General features: G+C 72.5%; 22 protein-coding genes. 17 read left to right on the top strand and 5 right to left on the bottom strand.

Translation table 11 applies throughout. The annotated features are described in order from the left end of the window. Positions 1–36 precede the first annotated feature (36 nt). The 3 genes from AFM16_RS13535 to AFM16_RS13525 all read left to right on the top strand — a co-directional run bounded on the left by AFM16_RS13535 (position 37) and on the right by AFM16_RS13525 (position 1,802). The gene (locus tag AFM16_RS13535; RefSeq protein ID WP_078633459.1) at positions 37–282 is read left to right on the top strand and encodes a hypothetical protein; all 246 of its coding nucleotides are present in this window, start codon (positions 37–39) and stop codon (positions 280–282) included. 65 nt (positions 283–347) lie between these two features. Next, positions 348–1,334, top strand: a complete 987-nt coding sequence (holA, locus tag AFM16_RS13530) for a DNA polymerase III subunit delta (protein ID WP_179123273.1) — start codon at positions 348–350, stop codon at positions 1,332–1,334. A 69-nt stretch (positions 1,335–1,403) separates the two neighbouring features. Next, positions 1,404–1,802, top strand: coding sequence for a nuclear transport factor 2 family protein (locus tag AFM16_RS13525; RefSeq protein ID WP_078636936.1), 399 nt, complete (start codon positions 1,404–1,406; stop codon positions 1,800–1,802). 193 nt (positions 1,803–1,995) lie between these two features. Here the strand turns inward: AFM16_RS13525 and rpsT are convergent, their stop codons facing one another. Continuing rightward, positions 1,996–2,262 (bottom strand): 30S ribosomal protein S20, encoded by a 267-nt coding sequence (rpsT, locus tag AFM16_RS13520; protein ID WP_030779316.1) that lies wholly within the window; start codon positions 2,260–2,262, stop codon positions 1,996–1,998. 220 nt (positions 2,263–2,482) lie between these two features. Between rpsT and lepA the strand changes: the two genes are divergently transcribed. The 5 genes from lepA to AFM16_RS13495 all read left to right on the top strand — a co-directional run bounded on the left by lepA (position 2,483) and on the right by AFM16_RS13495 (position 10,600). Then, positions 2,483–4,351 carry a translation elongation factor 4 gene (gene lepA, locus AFM16_RS13515; protein ID WP_030779313.1) on the top strand — a complete coding sequence of 623 codons (1,869 nt, stop codon included), beginning with the start codon at positions 2,483–2,485 and terminating at the stop codon, positions 4,349–4,351. Between the two features lie 233 nt (positions 4,352–4,584). Then, complete coding sequence (locus AFM16_RS13510; RefSeq protein ID WP_078633458.1) at positions 4,585–6,459, top strand: AMP-dependent synthetase/ligase; 1,875 nt, start codon at positions 4,585–4,587, stop codon at positions 6,457–6,459. Positions 6,460–6,746: 287 nt separating this feature from the next. Beyond that, positions 6,747–8,639 (top strand): SpoIIE family protein phosphatase, encoded by a 1,893-nt coding sequence (locus AFM16_RS13505; RefSeq protein ID WP_078633457.1) that lies wholly within the window; start codon positions 6,747–6,749, stop codon positions 8,637–8,639. A gap of 27 nt (positions 8,640–8,666) precedes the next feature. Continuing rightward, positions 8,667–9,899 carry a radical SAM family heme chaperone HemW gene (gene hemW, locus AFM16_RS13500; RefSeq protein ID WP_078636935.1) on the top strand — a complete coding sequence of 411 codons (1,233 nt, stop codon included), beginning with the start codon at positions 8,667–8,669 and terminating at the stop codon, positions 9,897–9,899. A gap of 104 nt (positions 9,900–10,003) precedes the next feature. Beyond that, a complete protein-coding gene (locus AFM16_RS13495; protein ID WP_078633456.1) occupies positions 10,004–10,600 on the top strand; it encodes a Uma2 family endonuclease in 597 nt (198 codons plus the stop codon). On the opposite strand, the gene AFM16_RS13490 is transcribed toward AFM16_RS13495, so the two are convergent. Next, positions 10,578–11,393 (bottom strand): DUF3097 domain-containing protein, encoded by an 816-nt coding sequence (locus tag AFM16_RS13490; protein WP_078633455.1) that lies wholly within the window; start codon positions 11,391–11,393, stop codon positions 10,578–10,580. The genes AFM16_RS13495 and AFM16_RS13490 overlap by 23 nt on opposite strands. Positions 11,394–11,435: 42 nt before the next feature. After that, a complete protein-coding gene (locus AFM16_RS13485; protein WP_078633454.1) occupies positions 11,436–12,161 on the bottom strand; it encodes an MBL fold metallo-hydrolase in 726 nt (241 codons plus the stop codon). A gap of 156 nt (positions 12,162–12,317) precedes the next feature. Here AFM16_RS13485 and hrcA point away from each other — a divergent pair, with 156 nt between their 5' ends. The 4 genes from hrcA to AFM16_RS13465 all read left to right on the top strand — a co-directional run bounded on the left by hrcA (position 12,318) and on the right by AFM16_RS13465 (position 16,423). Continuing rightward, positions 12,318–13,334 (top strand): heat-inducible transcriptional repressor HrcA, encoded by a 1,017-nt coding sequence (gene hrcA / locus AFM16_RS13480; protein ID WP_078636934.1) that lies wholly within the window; start codon positions 12,318–12,320, stop codon positions 13,332–13,334. After that, on the top strand, positions 13,335–14,471 hold the full coding sequence (gene dnaJ / locus AFM16_RS13475; protein WP_030779289.1) for a molecular chaperone DnaJ: 1,137 nt from the start codon (positions 13,335–13,337) through the stop codon (positions 14,469–14,471). Between the two features lie 123 nt (positions 14,472–14,594). Beyond that, positions 14,595–15,680: a nitronate monooxygenase gene (locus tag AFM16_RS13470; RefSeq protein WP_030779286.1), complete on the top strand. Its 1,086-nt coding sequence runs from the start codon at positions 14,595–14,597 to the stop codon at positions 15,678–15,680. Beyond that, positions 15,677–16,423, top strand: coding sequence for a 16S rRNA (uracil(1498)-N(3))-methyltransferase (locus tag AFM16_RS13465; RefSeq protein ID WP_078633453.1), 747 nt, complete (start codon positions 15,677–15,679; stop codon positions 16,421–16,423). The genes AFM16_RS13470 and AFM16_RS13465 overlap by 4 nt, the downstream gene beginning before the upstream one ends. A gap of 37 nt (positions 16,424–16,460) precedes the next feature. Here AFM16_RS13465 and AFM16_RS13460 read toward each other — a convergent pair whose 3' ends face one another. Next, on the bottom strand, positions 16,461–16,820 hold the full coding sequence (locus tag AFM16_RS13460; protein ID WP_078633452.1) for a hypothetical protein: 360 nt from the start codon (positions 16,818–16,820) through the stop codon (positions 16,461–16,463). Between the two features lie 155 nt (positions 16,821–16,975). On the opposite strand from AFM16_RS13460, the gene AFM16_RS13455 reads away from it, so the two are divergent. The 5 genes from AFM16_RS13455 to AFM16_RS13435 all read left to right on the top strand — a co-directional run bounded on the left by AFM16_RS13455 (position 16,976) and on the right by AFM16_RS13435 (position 23,133). Beyond that, positions 16,976–17,512, top strand: a complete 537-nt coding sequence (locus AFM16_RS13455) for a hypothetical protein (protein ID WP_051780018.1) — start codon at positions 16,976–16,978, stop codon at positions 17,510–17,512. 95 nt (positions 17,513–17,607) lie between these two features. Then, positions 17,608–20,808, top strand: a complete 3,201-nt coding sequence (locus AFM16_RS13450; RefSeq protein WP_078633451.1) for a S41 family peptidase — start codon at positions 17,608–17,610, stop codon at positions 20,806–20,808. Between the two features lie 49 nt (positions 20,809–20,857). After that, on the top strand, positions 20,858–21,211 hold the full coding sequence (locus AFM16_RS13445; protein WP_030779272.1) for a histidine triad nucleotide-binding protein: 354 nt from the start codon (positions 20,858–20,860) through the stop codon (positions 21,209–21,211). A 6-nt stretch (positions 21,212–21,217) separates the two neighbouring features. After that, positions 21,218–22,123, top strand: coding sequence for a ribonuclease Z (locus tag AFM16_RS13440; protein WP_078633450.1), 906 nt, complete (start codon positions 21,218–21,220; stop codon positions 22,121–22,123). A gap of 20 nt (positions 22,124–22,143) precedes the next feature. Next, a complete protein-coding gene (locus tag AFM16_RS13435; RefSeq protein WP_078633449.1) occupies positions 22,144–23,133 on the top strand; it encodes an adenosine deaminase in 990 nt (329 codons plus the stop codon). A 15-nt stretch (positions 23,134–23,148) separates the two neighbouring features. Here the strand turns inward: AFM16_RS13435 and AFM16_RS13430 are convergent, their stop codons facing one another. Next, the gene (locus AFM16_RS13430) at positions 23,149–24,210 is read right to left on the bottom strand and encodes a heme/hemin ABC transporter substrate-binding protein (RefSeq protein WP_030779263.1); all 1,062 of its coding nucleotides are present in this window, start codon (positions 24,208–24,210) and stop codon (positions 23,149–23,151) included. Positions 24,211–24,272: the final 62 nt, after the last annotated feature.

The following is a 24,272-nucleotide window of genomic DNA, read 5'->3' as shown; positions in this document are numbered from 1 at the left end:
GCGTTGGCCTCGCGCGCGTACCGGAAAATGGGGCGCGTGAGCGATGTGAGACATGTGCTGGTGCTGCCGGACCGCGATGCCGCGCAGGAGGCGGCGGAGGCGCTCGGGGAGCGGTTCGGGGTGGCGGAGGAGCCGAGGATCGTCCGCGACGCCCTGGCCGGCGAGGACGACGCGGAGGACGCCCAGTGGCTGATCGTGCTGGCGGACGAGGAGAACCGGCTCGACGCGGCGGCGCTGGACGAGTTCGCGGCGGAGTGGGACGGCTGGCGGGAGGAGCCGTAGCCCCGGGCGCTGACCGTGGCTGACAGGGGACCCGGCTGTCAGTGGGGCGTGGGATGCTTTCGGGGATGGCCAGGAAGAGTGCGACCGAAGACCCCCTCGCCCCTCTGACGCTCGCCGTGGGGCAGGAGGAGCTGCTGCTCGACCGCGTTGTGCAGGAGGTGGTGGCCGCCGCCCGGGCCGCCGACGCCGACACGGACGTGCGTGATCTGACCCCGGACCAGTTGCAGCCCGGCACGCTCGCCGAGCTGACCAGCCCCTCGCTCTTCGCCGAGCGCAAGGTCGTCGTCGTACGGAACGCGCAGGATCTGTCGGCCGACACGATCAAGGACGTGAAGGCGTACCTGGGGGCGCCCGCCGAGGAGATCACGCTGGTGCTGCTGCACGCCGGCGGGGCCAAGGGGAAGGCGCTGCTGGACGCCGCGCGCAAGGCGGGGGCGCGGGAGCTGGCCTGCCCGAAGATGACCAAGCCGGCGGACCGGCTGGCGTTCGTGCGGCAGGAGTTCCGGGCCACCGGGCGGTCCGCCACACCGGAGGCGTGCCAGGCCCTGGTGGACGCGATCGGCAGCGATCTGCGGGAGCTGGCCTCGGCGGTGACGCAGTTGGTCGCCGACGTCGAGGGGACGATCGACGAGGCGGTGGTGGGCCGGTACTACACGGGCCGGGCCGAGGCGTCGAGCTTCACCGTCGCCGACCGGGCCGTGGAGGGGCGGGCGGCGGAGGCGCTGGAGGCGTTGCGCTGGTCGCTGGCCACCGGGGTCGCGCCCGTGCTGATCACCAGCGCGCTCGCGCAGGGCGTCCGGGCGATCGGCAAGCTGTCCTCCGCGCGCGGCGGCCGGCCCGCCGATCTCGCCCGCGAGCTGGGCATGCCGCCGTGGAAGATCGACCGGGTCAGACAGCAGATGCGGGGCTGGACCCCCGACGGCGTGGCCTACGCGCTGCGGGCCGTCGCCGAGGCGGACGCGGGCGTCAAGGGCGGCGGGGACGACCCGGAGTACGCCCTGGAGAAGGCGGTCGTGGCGGTCGCGAGGGCGGCCCGCTCCAGGGGCCGATAGGCCCCGCGAAGAGGACAATCGTGGGTGTCAGCCTCATCCACCCCCGTATGGGGAAAGGTGGCGATCGCCATGGCTGAACACCCGCACGCGGCTCTCGTGCGCAAGGGCTACGAGGCGTTCCAGCGCGGGGACATGGACACCCTGCGCTCGCTGATGACCGGGGACTGTACGCACCACGTTCCCGGCTCTCACCCGCTGTCGGGCGACTACAAGGGGATCGACGCGGTCCTCGGCGACTACTACGGCCGGCTCGCCGCGGAGACGGGCGGGTCGTTCCGGGTGGAGCTGCTCCATGTCTTCGTCGACGGGCGGGGGCACGCGATGACCGTGCACCGTTTCACCGCCGACCGGGGTGACCGGCACATCGACGAGAACGGAGGCATCGTGTTCCGGATCGTCGGCGACAAGATCAGTGACCTGGACGAGTGCGTCGAGGACATGGACCGGGCCGACGCGTTCTGGTCGTGAGGCCCATGCCGAAGGCCCCGGTCGTCACTCGCCCCGAGACGGGGTGTGGGACGGCCGGGGCCTTCGGTTCACGATGTCGGATCCGCGCCCGCGTGGCGAACGCAGGCCGCGCGCGGATCCTCGGGTGCCGGTCGGGAGCGGATGAGAGAGGGCCCGCTCTGGGTCCTTCCGGCGGTCAGATCAGGTAAGAGGTTCAGCCCTTGAGGGTCGCGACCTTGGAAGCCAGCGCCGACTTCTTGTTGGCGGCCTGGTTCTTGTGGATGACGCCCTTCGAGACGGCCTTGTCGAGCTGACGCGCGGCGACGCGCTGCAGCTCGGTGGCCTTCTCGACGTCACCCGCGGCAGCGGCCTCGCGGGCCTTGCGGATCGCGGTCTTCAGGGAGGACTTGACGGCCTTGTTGCGCAGCCGAGCCTTCTCGTTGGTCTTGATCCGCTTGATCTGGGACTTGATGTTCGCCACGAATGAGCCTTTGCAGGTTCAGGCACGGGACCGCTCGGGACCCGCGCCAGGTGATTTCTGAAGCGTGTCTCGCGCTGAGAGGGCATGAGACACAGCCCTCCACGTTACCAGCGGCCCGGAGGATGGCCCAAACCGGTCCCCGGTCGCCGCCCGTGGGACCATGGAACCTACGTATCGATCCGACCCGAGGCATAAGGCGCCTCAAGAGACAGGACCCTGCGTGCCCGCGACCCCTAAGAATGTGCCCGAACCGAGCCGTACCGACCCGGCTCTGATCCGCAATTTCTGCATCATCGCGCACATCGACCACGGCAAGTCCACGCTCGCCGACCGGATGCTCCAGCTCACCGGCGTGGTCGAGCAGCGGCAGATGCGTGCTCAGTACCTCGACCGCATGGACATCGAGCGTGAGCGCGGCATCACGATCAAGTCCCAGGCGGTGCGACTGCCGTGGGCTCCCACCCAGGACCCCGGCAACACGCACATCCTCAACATGATCGACACGCCGGGGCACGTCGACTTCACCTACGAGGTCTCGCGGTCGCTCGCGGCCTGTGAGGGGACCATCCTCCTCGTCGACGCCGCCCAGGGCATCGAGGCGCAGACCCTCGCCAACCTCTACCTGGCGATGGAGAACGACCTCACGATCATCCCCGTACTGAACAAGATCGACCTGCCGGCCGCGCAGCCCGAGAAGTTCGCGGAGGAGCTGGCCAACCTGGTCGGCTGCGACCCCGACGACGTGCTGCGGGTCTCCGCGAAGACCGGGGTCGGCGTGGACGCGCTGCTGGACCGGGCCGTCCGGGACATCCCGGCGCCGGTCGGCGTCAAGGACGCCCCCGCCCGCGCGATGATCTTCGACTCGGTCTACGACTCCTACCGGGGTGTGGTCACGTACGTCCGTGTCATCGACGGCCAGCTCAACAAGCGTGAGCGGATCCGGATGATGTCGACGAACGCCACCCACGAGCTGCTGGAGATCGGCACCAACTCGCCCGAGATGCTGGCCGCGGACGGCCTCGGCGTCGGCGAGGTGGGCTATCTGATCACCGGTGTGAAGGACGTCCGCCAGTCCAAGGTCGGTGACACCGTCACCAGCCAGGCCAAGGGCGCCACCGAGGCCCTCGGCGGGTACAAGGACCCCAAGCCGATGGTCTTCTCCGGCCTGTATCCGCTGGACGGCTCCGACTACCCCGAGCTGCGCGAGGCCCTCGACAAGCTCCAGCTCAACGACGCCGCGCTGGTCTACGAGCCGGAGACGTCCGCGGCCCTCGGCTTCGGCTTCCGCGTCGGCTTCCTCGGCCTGCTGCACCTCGACGTGATCCGGGAGCGGCTGGAGCGCGAGTTCGGCCTCGACCTGATCGCCACCGCGCCGAACGTGGTCTACCGCGTGGTGATGGAGGACGGCACCGAGCATGTCGTCACCAACCCGAGCGAGTTCCCCGAAGGCAAGATCAACGAGGTCTACGAGCCGGTGGTGCGGGCGACCATCCTGGCGCCGACCGAGTTCATCGGCTCGATCATGGAGCTGTGCCAGACCCGGCGCGGCACCCTGCTCGGCATGGACTACCTCTCCGAGGACCGGGTCGAGATCCGCTACACCCTGCCGCTCGCGGAGATCGTCTTCGACTTCTTCGACCAGCTCAAGTCCAAGACCCGCGGGTACGCGTCGCTGGACTACGAGCCCACCGGCGAGCAGACCTCCAGCCTGGTCAAGGTCGACATCCTGCTGCACGGCGACAAGGTGGACGCCTTCTCGGCGATCACCCACAAGGACGCCGCGTACGCGTACGGGGTGCGGCTCGTCGCCAAGCTGCGCGAGCTGATCCCGCGGCAGGCGTTCGAGGTGCCCATCCAGGCCGCCATCGGCTCCCGGGTGATCGCCCGCGAGACCATCCGCGCCATCCGCAAGGACGTCCTCGCCAAGTGCTACGGCGGTGACATCTCCCGGAAGCGGAAGCTGCTGGAGAAGCAGAAGGAAGGCAAGAAGCGGATGAAGATGGTGGGATCCGTGGAGGTTCCGCAGGAAGCCTTCATCGCCGTGCTGAGCAGCGACGACAGCGCGGGCTCCGGCAAGGGCAAGAAGTAGCCCCGCGGACACCGCCGTTCAGGGCCCGTCGCGTCGTGTCGCGGCGGGCCCTGCCGTGTACTGAGGGGAAAGTAACCCTCCGTGGCCCCTTACGCCGCGGGCGGTCGCCCTCTACTCTGATCCCTGCTCGGTAGTTACTCGTGAGTTAAACAACGGCCACGAGTGACGTAGTAGTTGTGAGTGAAAACAGCCGCATTGAGCCAGCCGCACCGTCGCGGGCCCCGGAGGATGTCGTGAGCGACACACAGACACTGATCGAGAACCGTCCGCCGTCCGTCGCGGGGCTCTTCCTGGAGCGCGTGTCGGTCACGCCCGACGCGGAGGCGTACCGGTATCCGGTCCCCGACCCGTCCGGCCAGGGCCCCGACGCCTGGGCGTCCCTGAGCTGGGGGCAGGCCGCCGAACGGGTCTTCGCGATCGCGGCCGGCCTCATCGAACTGGGTGTCCAGCCCGAACAGCGGGTGGCGCTGGCCGCCTCCACCCGCATCGAGTGGATCCTCGCCGACCTCGGCATCATGTGCGCCGGCGCGGCCACCACCACGGTGTACCCGCAGACCAACGCCGAGGAGTCGGCGTACATCCTCTCCGACTCCGAGAGCCGGGTGCTGATCGCGGAGGACGCCGCACAGCTCGCCAAGGCCGTCGAGAAGCGCGCCGAGCTGCCCGCCCTCACCCATGTCGTGGTGATCGACCCGGCCGGGGTGGAGAGCGACGACTTCGTCCTCACCCTCGACGAGCTGGAGAAGCGCGGCGCCGCCCGGCTGGAGCGGGACGCCCAGCTCATCAAGGAGCGGGTCGGCGCGATCACCAAGGACCAGCTCGCCACCCTCATCTACACCTCGGGCACCACCGGCCGCCCCAAGGGCGTACGGCTGCCGCACGACAACTGGTCGTACATGGCGAAGGCGATCGCCGCGACCGGGCTCGTCGGCGCGGACGACGTCCAGTACCTGTGGCTGCCGCTCGCGCACGTCTTCGGCAAGGTGCTCACCTCCGGCCAGATCGAGGTCGGGCACGTCACCGCCGTCGACGGCCGGGTCGACAAGATCATCGAGAATCTTCCGGTGGTCCAGCCGACCTACATGGCGGCCGTGCCGCGCATCTTCGAGAAGGTCTACAACGGGGTCGCGGCCAAGGCCCGGGCCGGCGGCGGCGCCAAGTACAAGATCTTCCAGTGGGCGGCGGAGGTCTCCCGCGAGTACGCCAAGGTCACCCAGGACAACTTCAAGCGCACCGGCAACCGCACGGCGCCGGTCGGGCTGACCGCGAAGCACAAGGTCGCCGACAAGCTCGTCTACGCGAAGATCCGCGAGGCGTTCGGCGGCAACCTGCGCGCCTGCATCTCCGGTTCCGCCGCCCTCGCGCCCGAGATCGGCTACTTCTTCGCCGGCGCCGGCATCCACATCCTGGAGGGCTACGGCCTCACCGAGTCCTCCGCGGCCTCCTTCGTGAACCCCGGCGAGGCGTACCGCACCGGCACGGTCGGCAAGCCGCTGCCCGGCACCGAGGTGCGCATCGCGGACGACGGCGAGATCCTGCTGCGCGGCCCCGGCATCATGGAGGGCTACCACGGGCTGCCCGACAAGACCGCCGAGGTGCTGGAGGCCGACGGCTGGTTCCACACCGGTGACATCGGCGAGCTGTCGCCCGACGGCTATCTGCGGATCACTGACCGCAAGAAGGACCTCATCAAGACGTCCGGCGGCAAGTACATCGCGCCCGCCGAGGTCGAGGGCCAGTTCAAGGCGGTGTGCCCGTACGTCTCCAACATCCTGGTGCACGGCGCCGACCGGAACTTCTGCACCGCGCTCATCGCGCTGGACGAGGTGTCCCTGCTGGACTGGGCCAAGGACAACGGCCTGGCGGGCAAGTCCTACGCCGAGGTCGTCGCGGCCCCGGCCACGATCGCGCTCGTCGAGGGGTATGTGCAGCAGCTCAACGAGGGTCTCCAGAAGTGGCAGACCATCAAGAAGTTCCGGCTCCTGCCCCGCGACCTCGACGTGGAGCACGGCGAGATCACTCCGAGCCTGAAGCTCAAGCGGCCGGTCGTGGAGCGCGAGTACAAGCACCTGATCGACGAGATGTACGCGGGCACCCGCGAGGCGTGACGCCTCACCCCAGAACGCCCCCCAAGGCGTAGGACGGACGGCTCCGGAAGGGCACTCGCCCCTTCCGGAGCCGCCGTGCGTCGGTCGTGTCCCGCCACACATGGGCGTTTGGCATAGTCCGGACGGGCGGAAGTCGGTGGGAGAGCGGTCGGTTCCGGTCAGGGTCGGGGCACTGTCCTCACTCATGGCGCCCCTCTTCGGTAACCCCTTGCTTATGGGTGGGGCCCGTCTGTCACTCTGGCGGCACTGACCGAGGCGTTGTCCTCCGACCGTGCCGGGAGCTGTGCATGGGGGCCATTCCGACCCAGCGGGAGTTCTCCCGTGCCGGGGACGCGCCGGCCCACGCCTTCCGGGCCATGCCGTCGCCGTACGCCGAGGTCACCCTGAACGGCGGCCCGCTCGCGCCCGGCGCCGCCCGGGACCTGGTCCGCGGCACCCTCGCCGACTGGGCCGGTCTCGGCCTGACCGGCGCCGGACGGCCCGTCGAGCGCCTCGCCGAGGACGCGATACTCGTCGTCTCCGAACTGGTCACCAACGCCGTCGTGCACGCCGGCACCGACATCACGCTGCTGTGCCGGCTGGACGAGGAGCCCGACGGGTGTGCCGTGGTGGTCGAGGTGTCCGACCGGCACCCCTCCCGCCCGCCCCGCGACAGCGGCCCCCACGACGGCGGTCCCGGGGCGGCGTACGAGATCCCGGAGTTCGGCCGGGGCCTGCGGCTGGTCGCGGCGCTGGCCGACGCCTGGGGCGTGACGTACCGCAGGGGGAGCAAGACGGTCTGGGCGCGGCTGGTGCCCACCGAGCCGTACGAGGACGTCGAGGGCGCCGATACCGGCGCCTTCGGGCTGCTCGAGGCCCTCGCCCCCGATCCGCAGCCCGCCGGGCCCGACGGCCGCGACTGGCTCAACCGCGGCGCCCTGTCCTTCCTCGCCGAGGCGTCCGACCTGCTTGCCGGGCAGCTCGACGAGGACCTGGTCGCCGCCCTCACCAGCCAGCTCCTCGTGCCCCGGCTCGCCGACTGGTGCGCGGTCTGGCTGGAGGACGAGCTGAGCGGCGGCCCGGGCGGCGAGTGGTCCGGCGGACCCGGACCCCGGCTGGCCCGGGTCTGGCACGGCAGCGAGCACCGCGTCGAGGAACTCCGCCGCGCCCTGGAGAAGGACCCGCTCCGCCCGCCCGAAACCCTCGGCTCCGGACCGACCCCCTTCGCCTGGCCCGCCGCCGCGCTCGGCCCGCACGGCACGGCCCTCGCCTACCGGCTGATCGCCGGCGGCCGCCCGCTGGGCACCCTGGTCATCGGCAGGACCGCCCCGGACGGCTTCCCCGACGAGGTCACCGGGCTGGTCGAGGACCTCGGCCGCCGGGTCGCGCTCGCCATCGGCGCGGCCCGCCAGTACGCCCGCCAGGCCACCATCAGCGCCGTCCTCCAGCGCGGCCTGCTGCCCGGCGCGGTCGCCGAGATCCCCGGCGTGCGCAGCGCCCTGGTCCATGAACCCCGCGAGCAGGGCGGGCCCAGCGGCGACTTCTACGACCTGTTCCCGGCCGGCGACGGACGCTGGTGCTTCGCCATCGGCGACGTCCAGGGCAAGGGCCCGGAGGCGGCCGTGGTGATCGGCCTGGCCCGCCCCTGGCTGCGGCTGCTGGCCCGCGAGGGCTACGGCGTCGCCGACGTCCTGGACCGCCTCAACCAGCTCCTCCTGGACGACGCGACCGAGGCCGCCGACGCGGCCGCCCGCGCCTTCGTCGGCCCCGGACCCGCCGACGGCCCCCAGACCCGCTTCCTGTCGCTCCTCTACGGCGAACTGGCCCCCTTCGAGGGCGGGGTGCGCTGCACCCTCGCCTCCGCCGGACACCCGCTGCCGCTGCTCCTGCGCCCCGACGGCTCCGTCGCCACGGTCGCCCGCCCGCAGACCCTCCTCGGGGTCGTCGAGGAGATCACGTACGGCTGCGACTGCGTGGAGCTGCGTTCCGGCGACAGCCTGCTGTGCGTCACCGACGGGGTGACCGAGCGCCGCTCGGGCTCCCGCCAGTTCGACGACGGCGACGGCCTCGCCGCCGCGCTTGCCGGGTGCACGGGGCTCGACGCGGACCTGATCGCCGAGCGGATCCGCCGTCTGGTGCACGACTTCGGGGAGCGGCCGCCGCAGGACGATCTGGCCCTGCTGGTCCTCCAGGCGGAGTAATCCCGCCGGTCCTGGACAATGGACCCCATGCCTTCCGCACTCCCCGACGGCGAGCCGGTCCCCGACGACGGCACGCTCCCGGCGTCCGCGCTCACCGGCGCCGCCGACCGCCCTCTCGGGTTCTACCTGCACGTTCCCTACTGCGCGACCCGCTGCGGGTACTGCGACTTCAACACCTACACCGCCACCGAGCTGCGCGGCACCGGCGGTGTCCTCGCCTCCCGCGACAACTACGCCGACACCCTCACCGACGAGATCCGCCTCGCCCGCAAGGTCCTCGGCGACGACCCCCGCGAGGTCCGCACGGTCTTCGTCGGCGGCGGTACGCCGACCCTGCTGGGCGCCTCCGACCTGGTGCGGATGCTGGGCGCGATCCGGGACGAGTTCGGGCTCGCGGCGGACGCCGAGGTGACGACGGAGGCGAACCCCGAGTCGGTCGACCCGGCGTATCTGGCGGCCCTGCGGGCGGGCGGCTTCAACCGGATCTCCTTCGGCATGCAGAGCGCCCGGCAGCACGTCCTGAAGGTCCTCGACCGCACCCACACCCCGGGCCGCCCCGAGCGGTGCGTGGCCGAGGCCCGCGCGGCCGGCTTCGAGCACGTCAACCTCGACCTGATCTACGGCACCCCGGGCGAGTCCGACGACGACTGGCGGGCCTCGCTCGACGCGGCGCTCGGCGCGGGCCCCGATCACATCAGCGCGTACGCCCTGATCGTGGAGGAGGGCACCCAGCTCGCCCGCCGCATCCGGCGCGGCGAGGTCCCCATGACCGACGACGACGTCCACGCCGACCGCTATCTGATCGCGGACGAGGTGATGTCGGCGGCGGGCTACGACTGGTACGAGGTCTCCAACTGGGCCACCTCGCCCGCGGCCCGCTGCCTGCACAACGAGCTGTACTGGCGTGGCGCCGACTGGTGGGGCGCGGGACCGGGCGCGCACTCCCACGTCGGCGGGGTGCGCTGGTGGAACGTCAAGCACCCGGGCGCCTACGCGGCGGCCCTCGCCGCGGGCCGCTCGCCCGGCGCGGGGCGCGAGCTGCTGTCGGACGAGGACCGGCGCGTCGAGCGGATCCTGCTGGAGCTGCGGCTGCGGGAGGGCGTCCCGCTGTCCCTGCTGCGCCCGGCGGGCCTGGAGGCGTCCCGGCGGGCCCTGTCCGAGGGACTGCTGGACCGGGCCCCGTACGACGACGGCCGCGCGGTCCTCACCGTGCGGGGGCGGCTGCTGGCGGACGCGGTCGTCAGGGACCTGGTGGACTGATCACTCCGGCGGGTGAATGCCTGCGGAACGGGGGTTCGGTCCCTCACCTGGTTCGTAGGCTGCCGCCGTATGTGAACGGTGGTGGAAACCGGAGGGCTGCGGAGATGACCGCTGTGGACGACCGACCGAGGACCACCGGCATCGTGAAGGTCTTCGAGAACCTCGACGTTCCCGAGGGCTTCAAGGTCGAGCTCCTCCGGGGGGTCATTGTGATGACGGCGGGGCCGGACGTGGCCCACAACGACATCGTGGAAGCGGTCCAGGACCAGATCCCCCGGCAGCGCTGGCGTCGGCTCCAGACCCAGGACATCGCCATTCTCGAGGAGACCAGTCAGCCGCAGCCTGACCTTGTCGTGCTTGAGCGAGGGGCCGGTCCCGGGCACGGAAGGCTGATGCCGTCCGAGGTCATCACCTTGCTCGTGGAAGTTGTCTCCAAGACGAGCATGGACCGGGACTACATGGTCAAGCGTTCGATCTATGCGGCGGCAAAGATCCCCGCGTACTTCATCATCGACCCCGTCATGGCCCAATGCGTGCTGCTCACCGAGCCCGTGGGACACGGAGAGGACGCGGACTACCGCCGACAGCGCATCACCAAGTTCGGTGACCTCACGCCAATGGAACCCCTCGACCTCGACCTCGACCTCGACACCAGCGAATTCGCCGCGTACGAGAACGTCAGGCCCCACCGCTACCCGTGACGAAATCGATCAGCTCCTCCACCCTCCCCAGCAGCTCCGGCTCCAGGTCCCGGTAGGACGTCACCCGGGCCAGGATCGCCTGCCACACCGCCCCCGTGTTCTCCGCCGGCCAGCCCAGCGCCCGGCACACGCCCGTCTTCCAGTCCTGCCCGTGCGGGACCCGCGGCCAGGCGTCGATGCCCAGTGCCGACGGCTTCACCGCCTCCCAGACGTCGATGTACGGATGCCCCACCACGAGCGCGTGCTCGCCGGTCACCGACCGGGCGATCCGCCACTCCTTGGAGCCCGGCACCAGATGGTCCACCAGCACGCCCAGCCGGGCGTCAGGGCCCGGGGCGAAGTCGGCGACGACCGCCGGGAGGCCGTCCACGCCCTCCAGGTACTCCACGACGACGCCCTCGATCCGCAGGTCGTCGCCCCACACCTTCTCCACCAGCTCGGCGTCGTGCCGGCCCTCCACGTAGATGCGCCCGGCGCGCGCGACCCGCGCCCGGGCGCCGGGGACGGCGACCGAACCGGAGGCGGTCCGGGAGGGCCGTACCGGAGCCGGGGCGGCGGGCCGTACGAGGGTGACGACCCGGCCCTCCAGCAGGAAGCCGCGCGGCTCCAGCGGGAACACCCGGTGCTTGCCGAAGCGGTCCTCCAGGGTCACCGTGCCCGCCTCGCAGCGGATCACCGCGCCGCAGAAACCGGTCCCGGGCTCCTCCACCACCAGGCCGGGCTCCGCCGGGACCTCGGGGACGGGCTTGGGCTTCTTCCAGGGAGGGGTCAGATCGGCGGAGTACTGGCGCATTCGGATGACGATAGGAGAAGCGCCGGCCCGATCGGTCCCGGATCAGCGCGACACGCCGAAACGCGCCGCCAGCGCCTCGCGCTGCGCCCGCACGAACGCCGCGTCCACCACCGCCCCGTGACCGGGCACGTACAGCGCGTCCTCGCCGCCGAGGTCGAGCAGCCGGTCCAGCGCGGCCGGCCAGTGCGAGGGCGCCGCGTCCGGCCCCGCCTGCGGTTCACCGGACTCCTCGACCAGGTCGCCGCAGAACACCACCTCGGGCGTACCGGACGCGCCGGGGACCAGGACCACCAGGTCGTGGGCGGTGTGGGCGGGGCCGACGTTCGCCAGCAGCACCTGCCGGGCGCCGCCCAGATCGAGGGTCCGCTCACCGCAGACGGCGTGATGGGGCCGCACCAGGACGTCCGCGGCCTCCGTCGCCGCGGCCTCGTCGAGCCCGTGACGCACCGCGTCCGCCCGCAGCTCCTCCGCCCGTACCGTCTCCAGACCCACCGCCCCGAAGATCTCCGCGCCCGCGAACGCCGCGGCGCCGAACACATGGTCGAAGTGCGGGTGGGTGAGCGCGAGATGGGTCACACGCCCGCCGGCCAGCTCCTCCGCCTCGGCCCGCAGCCGCGCCCCCTCCGCCACACTCGCCCCGGCGTCCACGAGCAGGGCCGAGCCCGCCCCGACGACCAGCCCCGCCGTGCAGTCCCAGCCCGGCAGCCGGCACCGCCCGACCCCCGCAGCGACCCGCTCCCACCCCAGCTCTTCCCAAGTCACCGTCATACCGCGACGCTAACGGTATGGCCGCCGGCCGCCGTCGACCTTGCCCCGGGTGTACCCCACCGCCGTACACTGGCGGGGGAACGCTGGCACTCGAACGGGAAGAGTGCCAGGCGAGGAGCCCGGGGGACCGGTGCACGACGTCTGGAGGTGGGCGCGATGCTGAGCGAGCGAAGGCTTCAGGTGCTGCGCGCCATCGTCCAGGACTACGTGGGCACCGAGGAACCCGTGGGCTCCAAGGCGCTCACCGAGCGCCACAACCTCGGCGTCTCCCCGGCCACCGTCCGCAACGACATGGCGGCCCTGGAGGAGGAGGGGTACATCGCCCAGCCGCACACCAGCGCGGGGCGCATCCCCACCGACAAGGGCTACCGGCTGTTCGTCGACAAACTGGCCGGCGTCAAACCGATGACCGCGCCCGAGCGGCGCGCCATCCAGAGCTTCCTCGACGGCGCCGTCGACCTCGACGACGTCGTGGCGCGCACGGTACGGCTGCTCGCCCAGCTCACCCGGCAGGTCGCCGTCGTGCAGTACCCCTCGCTGACCCGCTCCACCGTCCGCCACGTCGAGCTGCTGTCGCTCGCGCCCGCCCGGCTGATGCTGGTGCTGATCACGGACACCGGCCGGGTCGAGCAGCGGATGGTGGACTGCCCGGCGCCCTTCGGGGAGGCGTCGCTCGCGGATCTGCGGGCGCGGCTGAACAGCCGGGTCGCGGGCCGCCGGTTCACCGATGTGCCGCGGCTGGTCGAGGACCTGCCGGAGGCCTTCGAGGCCGACGACCGCGGCACCGTCTCGACCGTGCTCTCCACCCTGCTGGAGACGCTCGTCGAGGAGAACGAGGAGCGGCTGATGATCGGCGGCACCGCCAATCTCACCCGCTTCGGACATGACTTCCCTCTCACCATCCGGCCCGTCCTGGAAGCCCTTGAGGAGCATGTCGTTCTCCTCAAACTCCTGGGCGAGGCGGGAGATTCGGGCATGACCGTACGCATCGGTCACGAGAACGCCTACGAGGGACTCAACTCCACTTCGGTGGTCTCGGTCGGCTACGGTTCGGGCATTGAGGCAGTCGCCAAACTCGGCGTGGTCGGACCGACCCGCATGGATTACCCGGGAACGATGGGAGCGGTACGAGCGGTGGCACGGTACGTCGGACAGATCCTGGCGGAGTCCTGAGTGGCCACGGACTACTACGCCGTTCTCGGCGTGCGCCGTGACGCGTCGCAGGATGAGATCAAGAAGGCATTCCGCCGGCTCGCCCGCGAGCTGCACCCGGACGTCAACCCGGATCCGAAGACCCAGGAGCGGTTCAAGGAGATCAACGCCGCCTACGAGGTGCTCTCGGACCCGCAGAAGAAGCAGGTCTACGACCTCGGCGGCGACCCCCTCTCGCAGGCGGGCGGCGGCGGTGCGGGCGGCTTCGGCGCGGGTGGCTTCGGCAACTTCTCGGACATCATGGACGCCTTCTTCGGAACGGCCTCCCAGCGCGGCCCGCGGTCACGGACCCGGCGCGGCCAGGACGCGATGATCCGGCTGGAGGTGGACCTCGAGGAGGCCGCCTTCGGCACCACCAAGGACATCCAGGTCGACACCGCGATCGTCTGCGCCACGTGCAGCGGCGAGGGCGCGGCCCCCGGCACCACGGCGCAGACCTGCGACATGTGCCGCGGCCGCGGCGAGGTGTCCCAGGTGACCCGGTCCTTCCTGGGCCAGGTCATGACCTCCCGGCCCTGCCCCCAGTGCCAGGGCTTCGGCACCGTCGTCCCCACCCCGTGCCCGGAGTGCGCGGGCGACGGCCGGGTCCGCTCCCGCCGCACGCTCACGGTGAAGATCCCGGCCGGTGTCGACAACGGCACCCGGATCCAGCTCGCGGGCGAGGGCGAGGTCGGCCCCGGCGGCGGCCCCGCCGGCGACCTGTACGTGGAGATCCACGAACTGCCGCACGCGATGTTCCAGCGCCGCGGCGACGACCTGCACTGCACGGTCACCCTCCCGATGACGGCGGCGGCCCTCGGCACCAAGGTGCCGCTGGAGACGCTCGACGGTCTGGAGGAGGTCGACATCCGGCCCGGCACCCAGTCCGGCCAGTCGATCCCGCTGCACGGCCGGGGCGTCACGCATCTGCGCGGCGGCGGCCGCGGCGATCTCATCGTCCACGTCGAGGTGCAGACGCCGACCAAGCTCGACCCCGAGCAGGAGCGCCTGCTGCGGGAGCTGGCCAAGCTGCGCGGCGAGGAACGGCCCCTGGGCCAGTTCCAGCCCGGGCAGCAGGGTCTGTTCTCCCGGCTGAAGGACGCCTTCAACGGCCGCTGACGCAACGGGCCGAAGGACGCCTTCCACGGCGTCCGACGGCCCGGAAAGCGCCGTCATGGGGCGGCGCCGACCGCCGGGAAGGCCCGATTCGGACTTGTTCGGAGGACGTGACAACATGCCGTCATGTCCTCCGCACTGACCGATCTCTTCCCGTATCCGATCGTGCAGGCCCCCATGGCGGGCGGTGTCTCCGTCCCGCAGCTCGCCGCCGCCGTGTCCGAGGCCGGCGGGCTCGGGTTCCTCGCCGCCGGGTACAAGACGGCCGACGGCATGTACCAGGAGATCAAGCAGATCCGGGGGCTCACCGGCCGCCCCTTCGGCGTGAACCTGTTCATGCCGCAGCCGGAACACGCGGAGACCGGCGCGGTCGAGGTCTACGCCCATCAGCTCGCCGGCGAGGCCGCCTGGTACGAGACCGAACTCGGCGACCCGGACAGCGGCCGGGACGACGGCTACGACGCCAAGCTCGCGGTGCTCCTCGACGACCCGGTGCCGGTGGCGTCCTTCCACTTCGGCGTGCCCAGCGCGGAGGCGCTCGCCTCGCTGCGCCGGGCCGGGACGCTCACCCTGGTCACCGCCACCACCGCCGAGGAGGCCCTCGCCGTGGAGCGGGCGGGCGCGGACGCGGTCATCGTGCAGGGCCTGGAGGCCGGCGGCCACCAGGGCACCCACCGGGACATCCAGGAGAACGACGGCTCCGGCATCGGTCTGCTCGCCCTGATCGCCCAGGTCCGCGAGGCCGTGAGCCTGCCGCTGGTCGCCGCCGGAGGGCTGATGCGCGGCAGCCAGATCGCCGCGGTCCTCGCGGCGGGCGCGAGCGCGGCCCAACTGGGCACCGCCTTCCTCGCCACCCCCGAGTCGGGGGCGCACGCGGTCCACAAGCAGGCCCTCACCGACCCGCTGTACGTGCGCACCGAGCTGACCCGGGCCTTCTCGGGCCGTCCGGCCCGCGGGCTGGTCAACCGCTTCCTGCGCGAGCACGGCCCCTACGCCCCCGCCGCCTACCCCGAGGTGCACCACCTCACCGCGCCGCTGCGCAAGGCCGCCGCCAAGGCGGGCGATCCGCAGGGCATGGCGCTGTGGGCGGGACAGGGCCACCGGCTGGCCCGGGAGCTGCCGGCCGCGGAGCTGGTGGAGGTCCTGCTGGCCGAACTCTCGGACGCCGGGACAGCGTTGTCCGGCCGCCTCGACGGAGGTGAGGGCCGATGACCGCGCCGGTCTTCGTCGTTGACGAACTCCCCTCTGGAGGCGTCGAGTTCGTGCTCGACGGCGCCGAGGGGCGGCACGCCGTGTCGGTGAAGCGGCTGCGGGCGGGCGAGGCGGTCGTCCTCACCGACGGGGCCGGGCGCTGGGCGCCGGGCGAGGTGCTCGCCGCCGAGGGCAAGGACCGTCTCGTGGTGGCCCTGGAGGGCGTCGTCGAGGAGCCCGTCGAGACGCCCCGGATCACCGTCGTGCAGGCCCTGCCCAAGGGCGACCGGGGCGAGTTGGCCGTCGAGACGATGACCGAGACCGGCGTCGACGCGATCGTGCCGTGGGCCGCCGCCCGTTGCATCACCCAGTGGAAGGGTGAACGCGGGCTGAAGGCCCTCGCCAAGTGGCGGGCCACCGCCCGCGAGGCGGGCAAGCAGTCCCGCCGGGTGCGGTTCCCCGAGGTCGCCGACGCCGCGAACAGCCGCCAGGTCGCGGACCTGCTGGCGCGGGCCGACTTCGCCGCCGTCCTGCACGAGGACCGCGACTACGCCAGCGCGCCCCTGGCCACCGCCGAACTCCCCGCCGAGGGCGAGATCGTGCTCGTTGTCGGACCCGAAGGGGGCGTCTCGCCCGAGGAGTTGGCGCTCTTCGAGGCGGCGGGCGCACGGGCCCACCGGCTGGGCCGCAGTGTCCTGCGCACCTCCACCGCGGGCACCGCCGCCACCGCCCTCCTGCTGGGCCGCACGGGCCGCTGGTCCTGACGCCCGAGCCCACAACTCCGGGCGTGGGCAGGCGACTTCACTCTCCTGCCGACGCCTCGGCCACGGCCGCGATCAGCTCCCAGCCGTCCACCTCACCGCCGGACGCCAGCAGGCCCCGCCGTCCGGCCTCGTCCACCAGGGCGCGGACGACGCCGGGTTCATGGAGATTGAGGTGGTGGTCGCGGTCGCCCACGCCGCCGGAGTGCGTGTACCCGCCGTCACCGGCGTACCGGCCGGGACCGGCGAGGAAGACGATCCGGGTGTGCACCCCGTCGCGGTTCAGACCGAGCACCTCCGCGCAGGGCCGCTCCCGGTCGCCGTGCCGGTGACGGACCCTCCACAGATAACGGGTGTGCTCGTCCACGACGAGGGTGCGGATACGGCGGCTGTCACGCATGCCGGTCAGGCTAGGCCGCCGAACAGCCCTGTGGCGCGGCAATTTCGGGCGCTCCCCGGGGCCGTCGGTGGGGTGAGGGGCGGGACAGGTGTGCGTGCCGGGAGTGGCCGTATGCGCCCTACCGCGACCGGCGGGACGGTGGCAGGCTGCCCCGCATGGGGTCATCACCGTGGATCCGGCCGCGTCTGGCCGGGGTGTGCGCGCTCGCGGCCCTGGCCGTGGGCGGTCTGACGGCGTGCGAGCCCGGCGGGCTGAGCACCATGTCGGTGGCGTACACCACCGACGAGGCCGCGACCGCCGAGATCGAGCGGCGGGACGTGGACGTGCGCTGGCTGACCTGCACCGGCAAGTACGACGGGGACGCCGGGACCGAACGGATCGCGGCCGTCGACTGCACCGGCGAGACCGGCGACGGGCGGGACATCACCGTCACCGGCAAGGTCACCCGGGCCGTCAACGGCGCCTGTGTGCGCGGCGATCTGCGGGCGGACGTCGGCAAGAAGCAGATCTTCCGGGTCTCCGGGCTCGGCGACTGCGCGTCCGCGACACCCTCGCCGGTCGACCCGCCCGACACCGGCGGCTCCGGCGGCAGCGGCGGATCCGGGGCGCGGCCCACCGTCACCGTGACCGTCACCGAGACGGTGTGGTGCCGGTCCGGCACGGCGGGGTGCGGGCCGGTCGAAGGGAAGTGAGCGGCGCAGGAGGGGAAGTGAGCGGCGCAAAACGAGTGAAAGAGAACTGATCAAAACCCCTGACCTGCGGTCCCTTCGGTGCCTAAAGTGATCGGGTGACCCAGTCCGCGACGCCCGCCTCATACCTCAGATTCCCGCATCCGCACGGCGAGTTGGTGGCCTTCGCCGCCGAGGACGACGTGTGGCTGGCGCCCCTCGACGGGGGACGCGCCTGGCGGGTCAGCGCCGACAACGTGCCGGTCTCCCATCCCCGGATCTCCCCCGACGGCACCACCGTCGCCTGGACCTCCACCCGCGACGGCGCCGCCGAGGTCTACATCGCCCCGGTCGACGGCGGACCCTCCACCCGGCTCACCCACTCGGGCGCCGCCGGCACCCGGGTGCGCGGCTGGACCCCCGACGGCGAGGTCCTCGCCCTGAGCGCCCACGACCGGCCGAGCCTGCGCCACACCTGGGCCCGCGCCGTCCCGCTCGACGGCGGACCGGCCACCACCCTGCCGTACGGCCCGGTCGGCGCCGTCGCCCACGGCCCGCACACCGTGCTGCTGTCCGCGACGATGAGCCGCGAGGCCGCCCACTGGAAGCGCTACCGCGGCGGCACCGCCGGCAAGCTGTGGATCGACCGCGAGGGCGACGGACAGTTCACCCGGCTCCACGACGGCCTCGACGGGAACATCGAGTACCCCGTGTGGGTGGGCGAACGGATCGCCTTCCTCTCCGACCACGAGGGCACCGGCGCCCTCTACTCCTCCCTCGCCGACGGCTCCGACCTGCGCCGCCACACCCCGCTCGACGAGTTCTACGCCCGCCAGGCCGCCGGCGACGGCACCCGGATCGCGTACGCCCGCGCGGGCGAGCTGTGGATCCTGGACGACCTCGACGGCGCCGAGCCCCGTCGGCTCGACGTCCGGCTCGGCGGCCAGCGCACCGACCGCAGGCCCCGCCCGGTCGCCCCCGCCCGCTGGCTGGGCGGGGCCGCCCCGGACCACACCGCCCGCGGCAGCGCCGTCGAGGTGCGCGGCGCCGTCCACTGGATCACCCACCGCTCCGGGCCCGCCCGCGCCCTCGCCGCCGAGCCCGGCGTGCGCGCCCGGCTGCCGCGCACCTTCCGCACGGAGGGCGAGGAGTGGGTGGTGTGGGTGACGGACGCCGAGGGCGAGGACGCCCTGGAGTTCGCCCCGGCCACCGGGGCGGCCCCGGGCGCGAGCCCGCGCCGCCTCGCCGCCGGCCGGCTCGGCCGGGTCCTGGAGCTGGCCATGGCACCCGACGGCAGCCGGGCCGCCGTCGCCGCCCACGACGGCCGGCTGCTGCTCGTGGAACGCGAGAGCGGCGAGGTCCGCGAGGTCGACCGCAGCCCCGACGGCGAGGTCGCCGACCTGGTGTTCTCGCCCGACTCGGCCTGGCTCGCCTGGTCGCACCCCGGGCCGCGCCCGCTCGCCCAGCTCAAACTGGCCAACGTCACCGATCTGTCGGTCACCGAGGCCACCCCGCTGCGCTTCCGCGACTACGCGCCCGCCTTCACCCTCGACGGCAGGCATCTGGCGTTCCTGTCCACCCGCGCCTTCGACCCGGTCTACGACGAGCACGCCTTCGACCTCTCCTTCATCGAGGGCGCCCGCCCGCATCTGATCACCCTGGCCGCCACCACGCCCTCGCCGTTCGGCCCGCAGCGGCACGGCCGCCCCTTCGAGGCGCCCGACAAGGACGAGACACCCGACAGCGAGGGCACCCCGGCCACCCGGATCGACCTCGACGGCCTCGCCGACCGGATCGTGCCCTTCCCCGTCGAGGCCGGCCGCTACTCCTCCCTCGCCGCCGCCAAGGACGGCGTGCTGTGGCTGCGGCACCCGGTGCGCGGGGTGCTCGGCGCCTCCCGCGCCACCCCCGACGACCCCGACCCCAACACCGAGCTGGAGCGCTTCGACCTCGCCCAGCAGCGCCTGGACCATCTGGCCGCCGACGCCGACGGCTTCGAGGTCAGCGGCGACGGCAAGCGGCTGCTGCTGTGGGCCGACGGCAAGCTGAAGGTCGTCCCCAGCGACCGGCGCGCCTCCGGCGACGAGGACAGCGACGGCAACATCACCGTCGACCTCACCCGGATCCGGCAGAGCGTCGACCCGGCCGCCGAGTGGCGGCAGATGTACGACGAGAACGGCCGCATCATGCGGGACAACTACTGGCGGGCCGACCTCGGCGGCGTGGACTGGGACGCCGTCCTCGACCGCTACCGTCCGCTCCTGGACAAGGTCGCCACCCATGACGACCTCGTGGACCTCCTGTGGGAGGTGCACGGCGAACTGGGCACCTCGCACGCCTACGTCATCCCGCGCGGCGGCCACGGCGGCGGCGCCGGACAGGGGCTGCTCGGCGCCGACATCTCCCGTCACGAGGACGGCGGTTGGCGCATCGACCGGATCCTGCCCTCGGAGACCTCCGACCCCGACGCCCGCTCCCCGCTCGCCGCCCCCGGCGTCGCGGTGCGCGCCGGGGACGCGATCACCGCCGTCGCCGGGCATCCGGTGGACCCGGTCACCGGCCCCGGACCGCTGCTCGTCGGTACGGCGGGCAAGCCGGTGGAGCTGACCGTCTCGCCGTCCGGCGGCGGCGAGCCCCGGCACACGGTCGTCGTCCCGATCGCCGACGAGGAGGCGCTGCGCTACCACGCGTGGGTCGCCGACCGGCGGGCGTACGTCCACCAGGCGTCCGGCGGCCGGCTCGGCTATCTGCACGTGCCCGACATGCAGGCGCCCGGCTGGGCCCAGATCCACCGGGACCTGCGGATCGAGGTGGCCCGCGAAGGGCTCGTGGTCGACGTGCGGGAGAACCGGGGCGGGCACACCTCGCAGTTGGTGGTGGAGAAGCTGGCCCGGCGGATCGTCGGCTGGGACGTGCCGCGCGGCGTGCGGCCGTCCAGCTATCCGGAGGACGCGCCCCGGGGGCCGGTCGTCGCCGTCGCCAACGAGTTCTCCGGCTCCGACGGGGACATCGTGAACGCGGCGATCAAGGCGCTCGGCATCGGACCGGTGGTCGGCACCCGCACCTGGGGCGGGACCATCGGCATCGACAGCCGCTACCGGCTGGTCGACGGCACGCTCGTCACCCAGCCCAAGTACGCGATCTGGCTGGAGGGTTACGGCTGGGGCGTGGAGAACCACGGCGTCGACCCCGACGTCGAGGTGGTCTGCCGCCCCCAGGACCACGCGGCGGGCCGGGACGTCCAGCTCGACGAGGCGATCTCACTGGCACTGGCCGCCCTGGAGTCGACACCGGCGAAGACCCCGCCCACCGCTCCGTGACCGGCTCGCTACGATGCCCGAAAGAGATCACCGCTGTGGAGGAGGCCGTATGGCAGGCGAGCCGCAGGACGACTGTCTGTTCTGCAAGATCGTCGGGGGGCATGTCCCGGCGACGATCGTGCGGGAGACCGAGACGACCGTGGCGTTCCGGGACATCAACCCCCAGGCGCCCACCCATGTCCTGGTGATCCCCAAGGCGCACTACGAGAACGCCGCCGCCCTCGCCGCCGCCGAACCCGCGCTCGCCGCGGACGTGCTGCGCGAGGCCCAGGCCGTCGCCGACGAGGAGAAGCTGGAGAGCTACCGGACCGTCTTCAACACCGGCAGTGGCGCCGGCCAGACCGTCTGGCACGCCCATGCGCACGTCCTCGGCGGCCGCGGCCTCCAGTGGCCCCCCGGGTGAGGTGACGTGTCCGTACGCGAACTGGTGGTCCTCGGCACCGCCAGCCAGGTCCCGACCCGGCACCGCAACCACAACGGCTATCTGCTGCGCTGGGACGGCGAGGGCCTCCTCTTCGACCCGGGCGAGGGCACCCAGCGCCAGATGCTGCGGGCCGGGGTCGCCGCGCACGATCTGCACCGGATCTGTGTGACGCACTTCCACGGCGACCACTCCCTCGGCCTGGCCGGGGTGATCCAGCGGATCAACCTCGACCAGGTGCCGCACCCGGTCACCGCCCACTACCCGCGCTCGGGGCAGCGGTTCTTCGAGCGGCTGCGGTACTCCACCGCCTACCGCGAGACCGTCGGCGTCACCGAGGCCCCGGTCGACGCGGACGGCACCCTCGCCACCACGGCGTCTTACACCCTCGAAGCCCGTCTGCTCTCGCACCCCGTCGAGTCCTACGGCTACCGGGTCGTCGAGCCCGACGGGCGGCGCATGCTGCCCGAGCGGCTCGCCGCGCACGGCATCCGGGGCGCCGACGTCGGCCGTATCCAGCGCGAAGGCGTCCTCGACGGCGTCTCGCTGGACGACGTCAGCGAGACGCGGCGCGGACAGCGGTTCGCGTTCGTCATGGACACCCGGCTGTGCGACGGCGTGCACGCGCTGGCCGAGGGCGCCGACCTGCTCGTCATCGAGTCGACCTTCCTCGACGAGGACGAGCGGCTCGCCGTCGACCACGGACATCTGACGGCCGGACAGGCGGCGCGCGTCGCCCGGGACGCCGGGGTGCGGCACCTCGTCCTCACCCACTTCAGCCAGCGCTACACCGACCCCGAGGAGTTCGAGCGGCAGGCACGGGCCGCGGGCTTCGAGGGCGAGCTGACCGTGGCCCATGATCTGCTCCGGGTGCCGCTGCCGAAACGACGGTAAAACGGGCGTACGATTCTTTGATGCCCCTCCCCAAAGCCGAACTGCACCTGCATATCGAAGGAACCCTGGAGCCGGAGCTGGCTTTCGAGCTGGCCGCCCGCAACGGGGTGGAACTGCCCTACGCCGACACCGAGGCGCTCCGCGAGGCGTACCGGTTCGAGGACCTCCAGTCCTTCCTGAACCTGTACTACGAGCTGATGGCGGTGCTGCGCACCGAACAGGACTTCGAGGACCTCGCGGACGCCTATCTGGCCCGCGCGGCGGCGCAGGGCGTCCGGCACGCGGAGATCTTCTTCGACCCGCAGGCCCACCTCGCCCGGGGGATCGGCATGGGCACGGTGGTGGAGGGGCTGTGGCGGGCGCTGGGCCGCAGCGAGACCTCCCACGGCGTCTCGACCCGGCTGATCCTGTGCTTCCTGCGCGACGAGTCCGCCGAGTCGGCCCTGGAGACCCTGGCGGCGGCCGAGCCCTACCTCGACCGGATCACCGGGGTCGGACTGGACTCCGCCGAGGTCGGGCATCCCCCGGCGAAGTTCCGCGAGGTCTACGAGGCGGCCGCCGCGCTCGGTCTGCGGCGCGTGGCGCACGCGGGGGAGGAGGGGCCGCCCGCGTACATCACCGAGGCCCTGGACGTCCTCGGCGTCGAGCGCGTCGACCACGGACTGCGGTGCGTGGAGGACCCGGCGCTGGTCGAGCGGCTGGTGCGGGAGCGGATCCCGCTGACGCTGTGCCCGCTGTCCAACGTCCGGCTGCGCACCGTCGACACCCTCGCCGACCATCCGCTGCCGGCCATGCTCGACGCCGGGCTGCTGTGCACGCTCAACTCCGACGACCCGGCCTACTTCGGCGGGTACGCGGGCGACACCTTCGACGCCGTCCGCGCCACCCTCGGGCTGGACGAGGACCGGTTGCGCGAGCTGGCCCGCAACTCCTTCCTCGCCTCCTTCCTGGAGGACGACGAGGAGCGGCGGGCCCGGTATCTCGCCGAGGTGGACGCCTACACCTTCTGAGCGGCCTTTCGCAGGTCAGCCCTGGTGGATGCGGTCCACCAGGATGTCGATGACGAGCGGGGTGCGCGGCCCGAAGCTCAGCAGCACGCCGTCCTCCAGGTCGACGACCCTGCGGTTCATGCCCGCCGGGGTCTGCGCGATGCCGGGGACCTTGAGGAGGCCGTCGAGTCCGCCGACCGACTCCAGGCCCTTGGTCATCATCAGGATGACGTCCGGCTGTGCCGCGGCCAGCGCCTCGGTGGTGATCGGGGTGAAGGGCCGGTCCAGGCCCGCGTCCGTGCCGGCGTCGACCGCGCCCGCCGCCTCCAGCAGCGAGTCCGCGCCCGAGCCCTTGCCGCCGATCAGATAGACGGCCGCGCTGCCGCGCATGTAGAGGAAGGCCACCTTCGGCTTGCTGCCCGCCGGGACTCCGGCGCGGGCGGCGGCGAGTTCGCTGCTCATGCGCGCGTTGAGCGCCTTTCCGGCCGCGGGCACGCCGAGCGCCTCGGCGATCCGGGTGGTGCGGGTGGTGACGTCCGCGAGCTTGGTCGCCGGGTCGAGGACGACGACGGGGACACCGGCGTCCCGGATCTGGTCGACGGCCTCCTTGGGGCCGGTGTCCGTGTCGGCCAGCACCACCGTCGGCCGCAGCGACAGCACGTTCTCCGCGCTCACGTCGTGTGCCTTGGTGACCTGGGGGAGCTTCTTCGCCTCCTCGAAGGTGGCGGTGATGTCCCGGCCCACGACCCGGTCGCCGAGCCCGAGCGTGAACACGATCTCCGCGACTCCGCCGTTGAGCGGCAGGATGCGCGAGGCGTCGGTCACGGTCACTTTCCGGCCGTCGGAGGAGTCGACGGTCACCGGCAACTCCGGTGCGGGCGCCTTGCCTTCGAGCGGGACGAGGGTGTTCGCGGCGAGCTGTTTCCCGGCGGCGGCGGCCCGGGCGCTCGCGGACTCCGGGGTCGCCTCGGCGCCTCCCGGACCCTTGGTGGAGCCGCCGGCGCAGGCCCCGGTCAGCAGGGCGAGCGCCAGTCCGAGGACGGCGAGGCTCCTCCTCGGTCCACGCCCTGGCGGCCGGCCTCCCCGGGATGCGCGCATGGCTCGTTCCTTTCCGCTCGGCTGGCTCACGATGGAATATTAGTTTAGGTTAGGCTTCCCTT

This window comes from Streptomyces antibioticus (assembly GCF_002019855.1).
GTDB classification, from domain to species: Bacteria; Actinomycetota; Actinomycetes; order Streptomycetales; family Streptomycetaceae; genus Streptomyces; species Streptomyces antibioticus_B.
The sequence above is the reverse complement of the archived record's forward strand: the minus strand, read 5'-3'. Positions and strand labels throughout refer to the sequence as shown.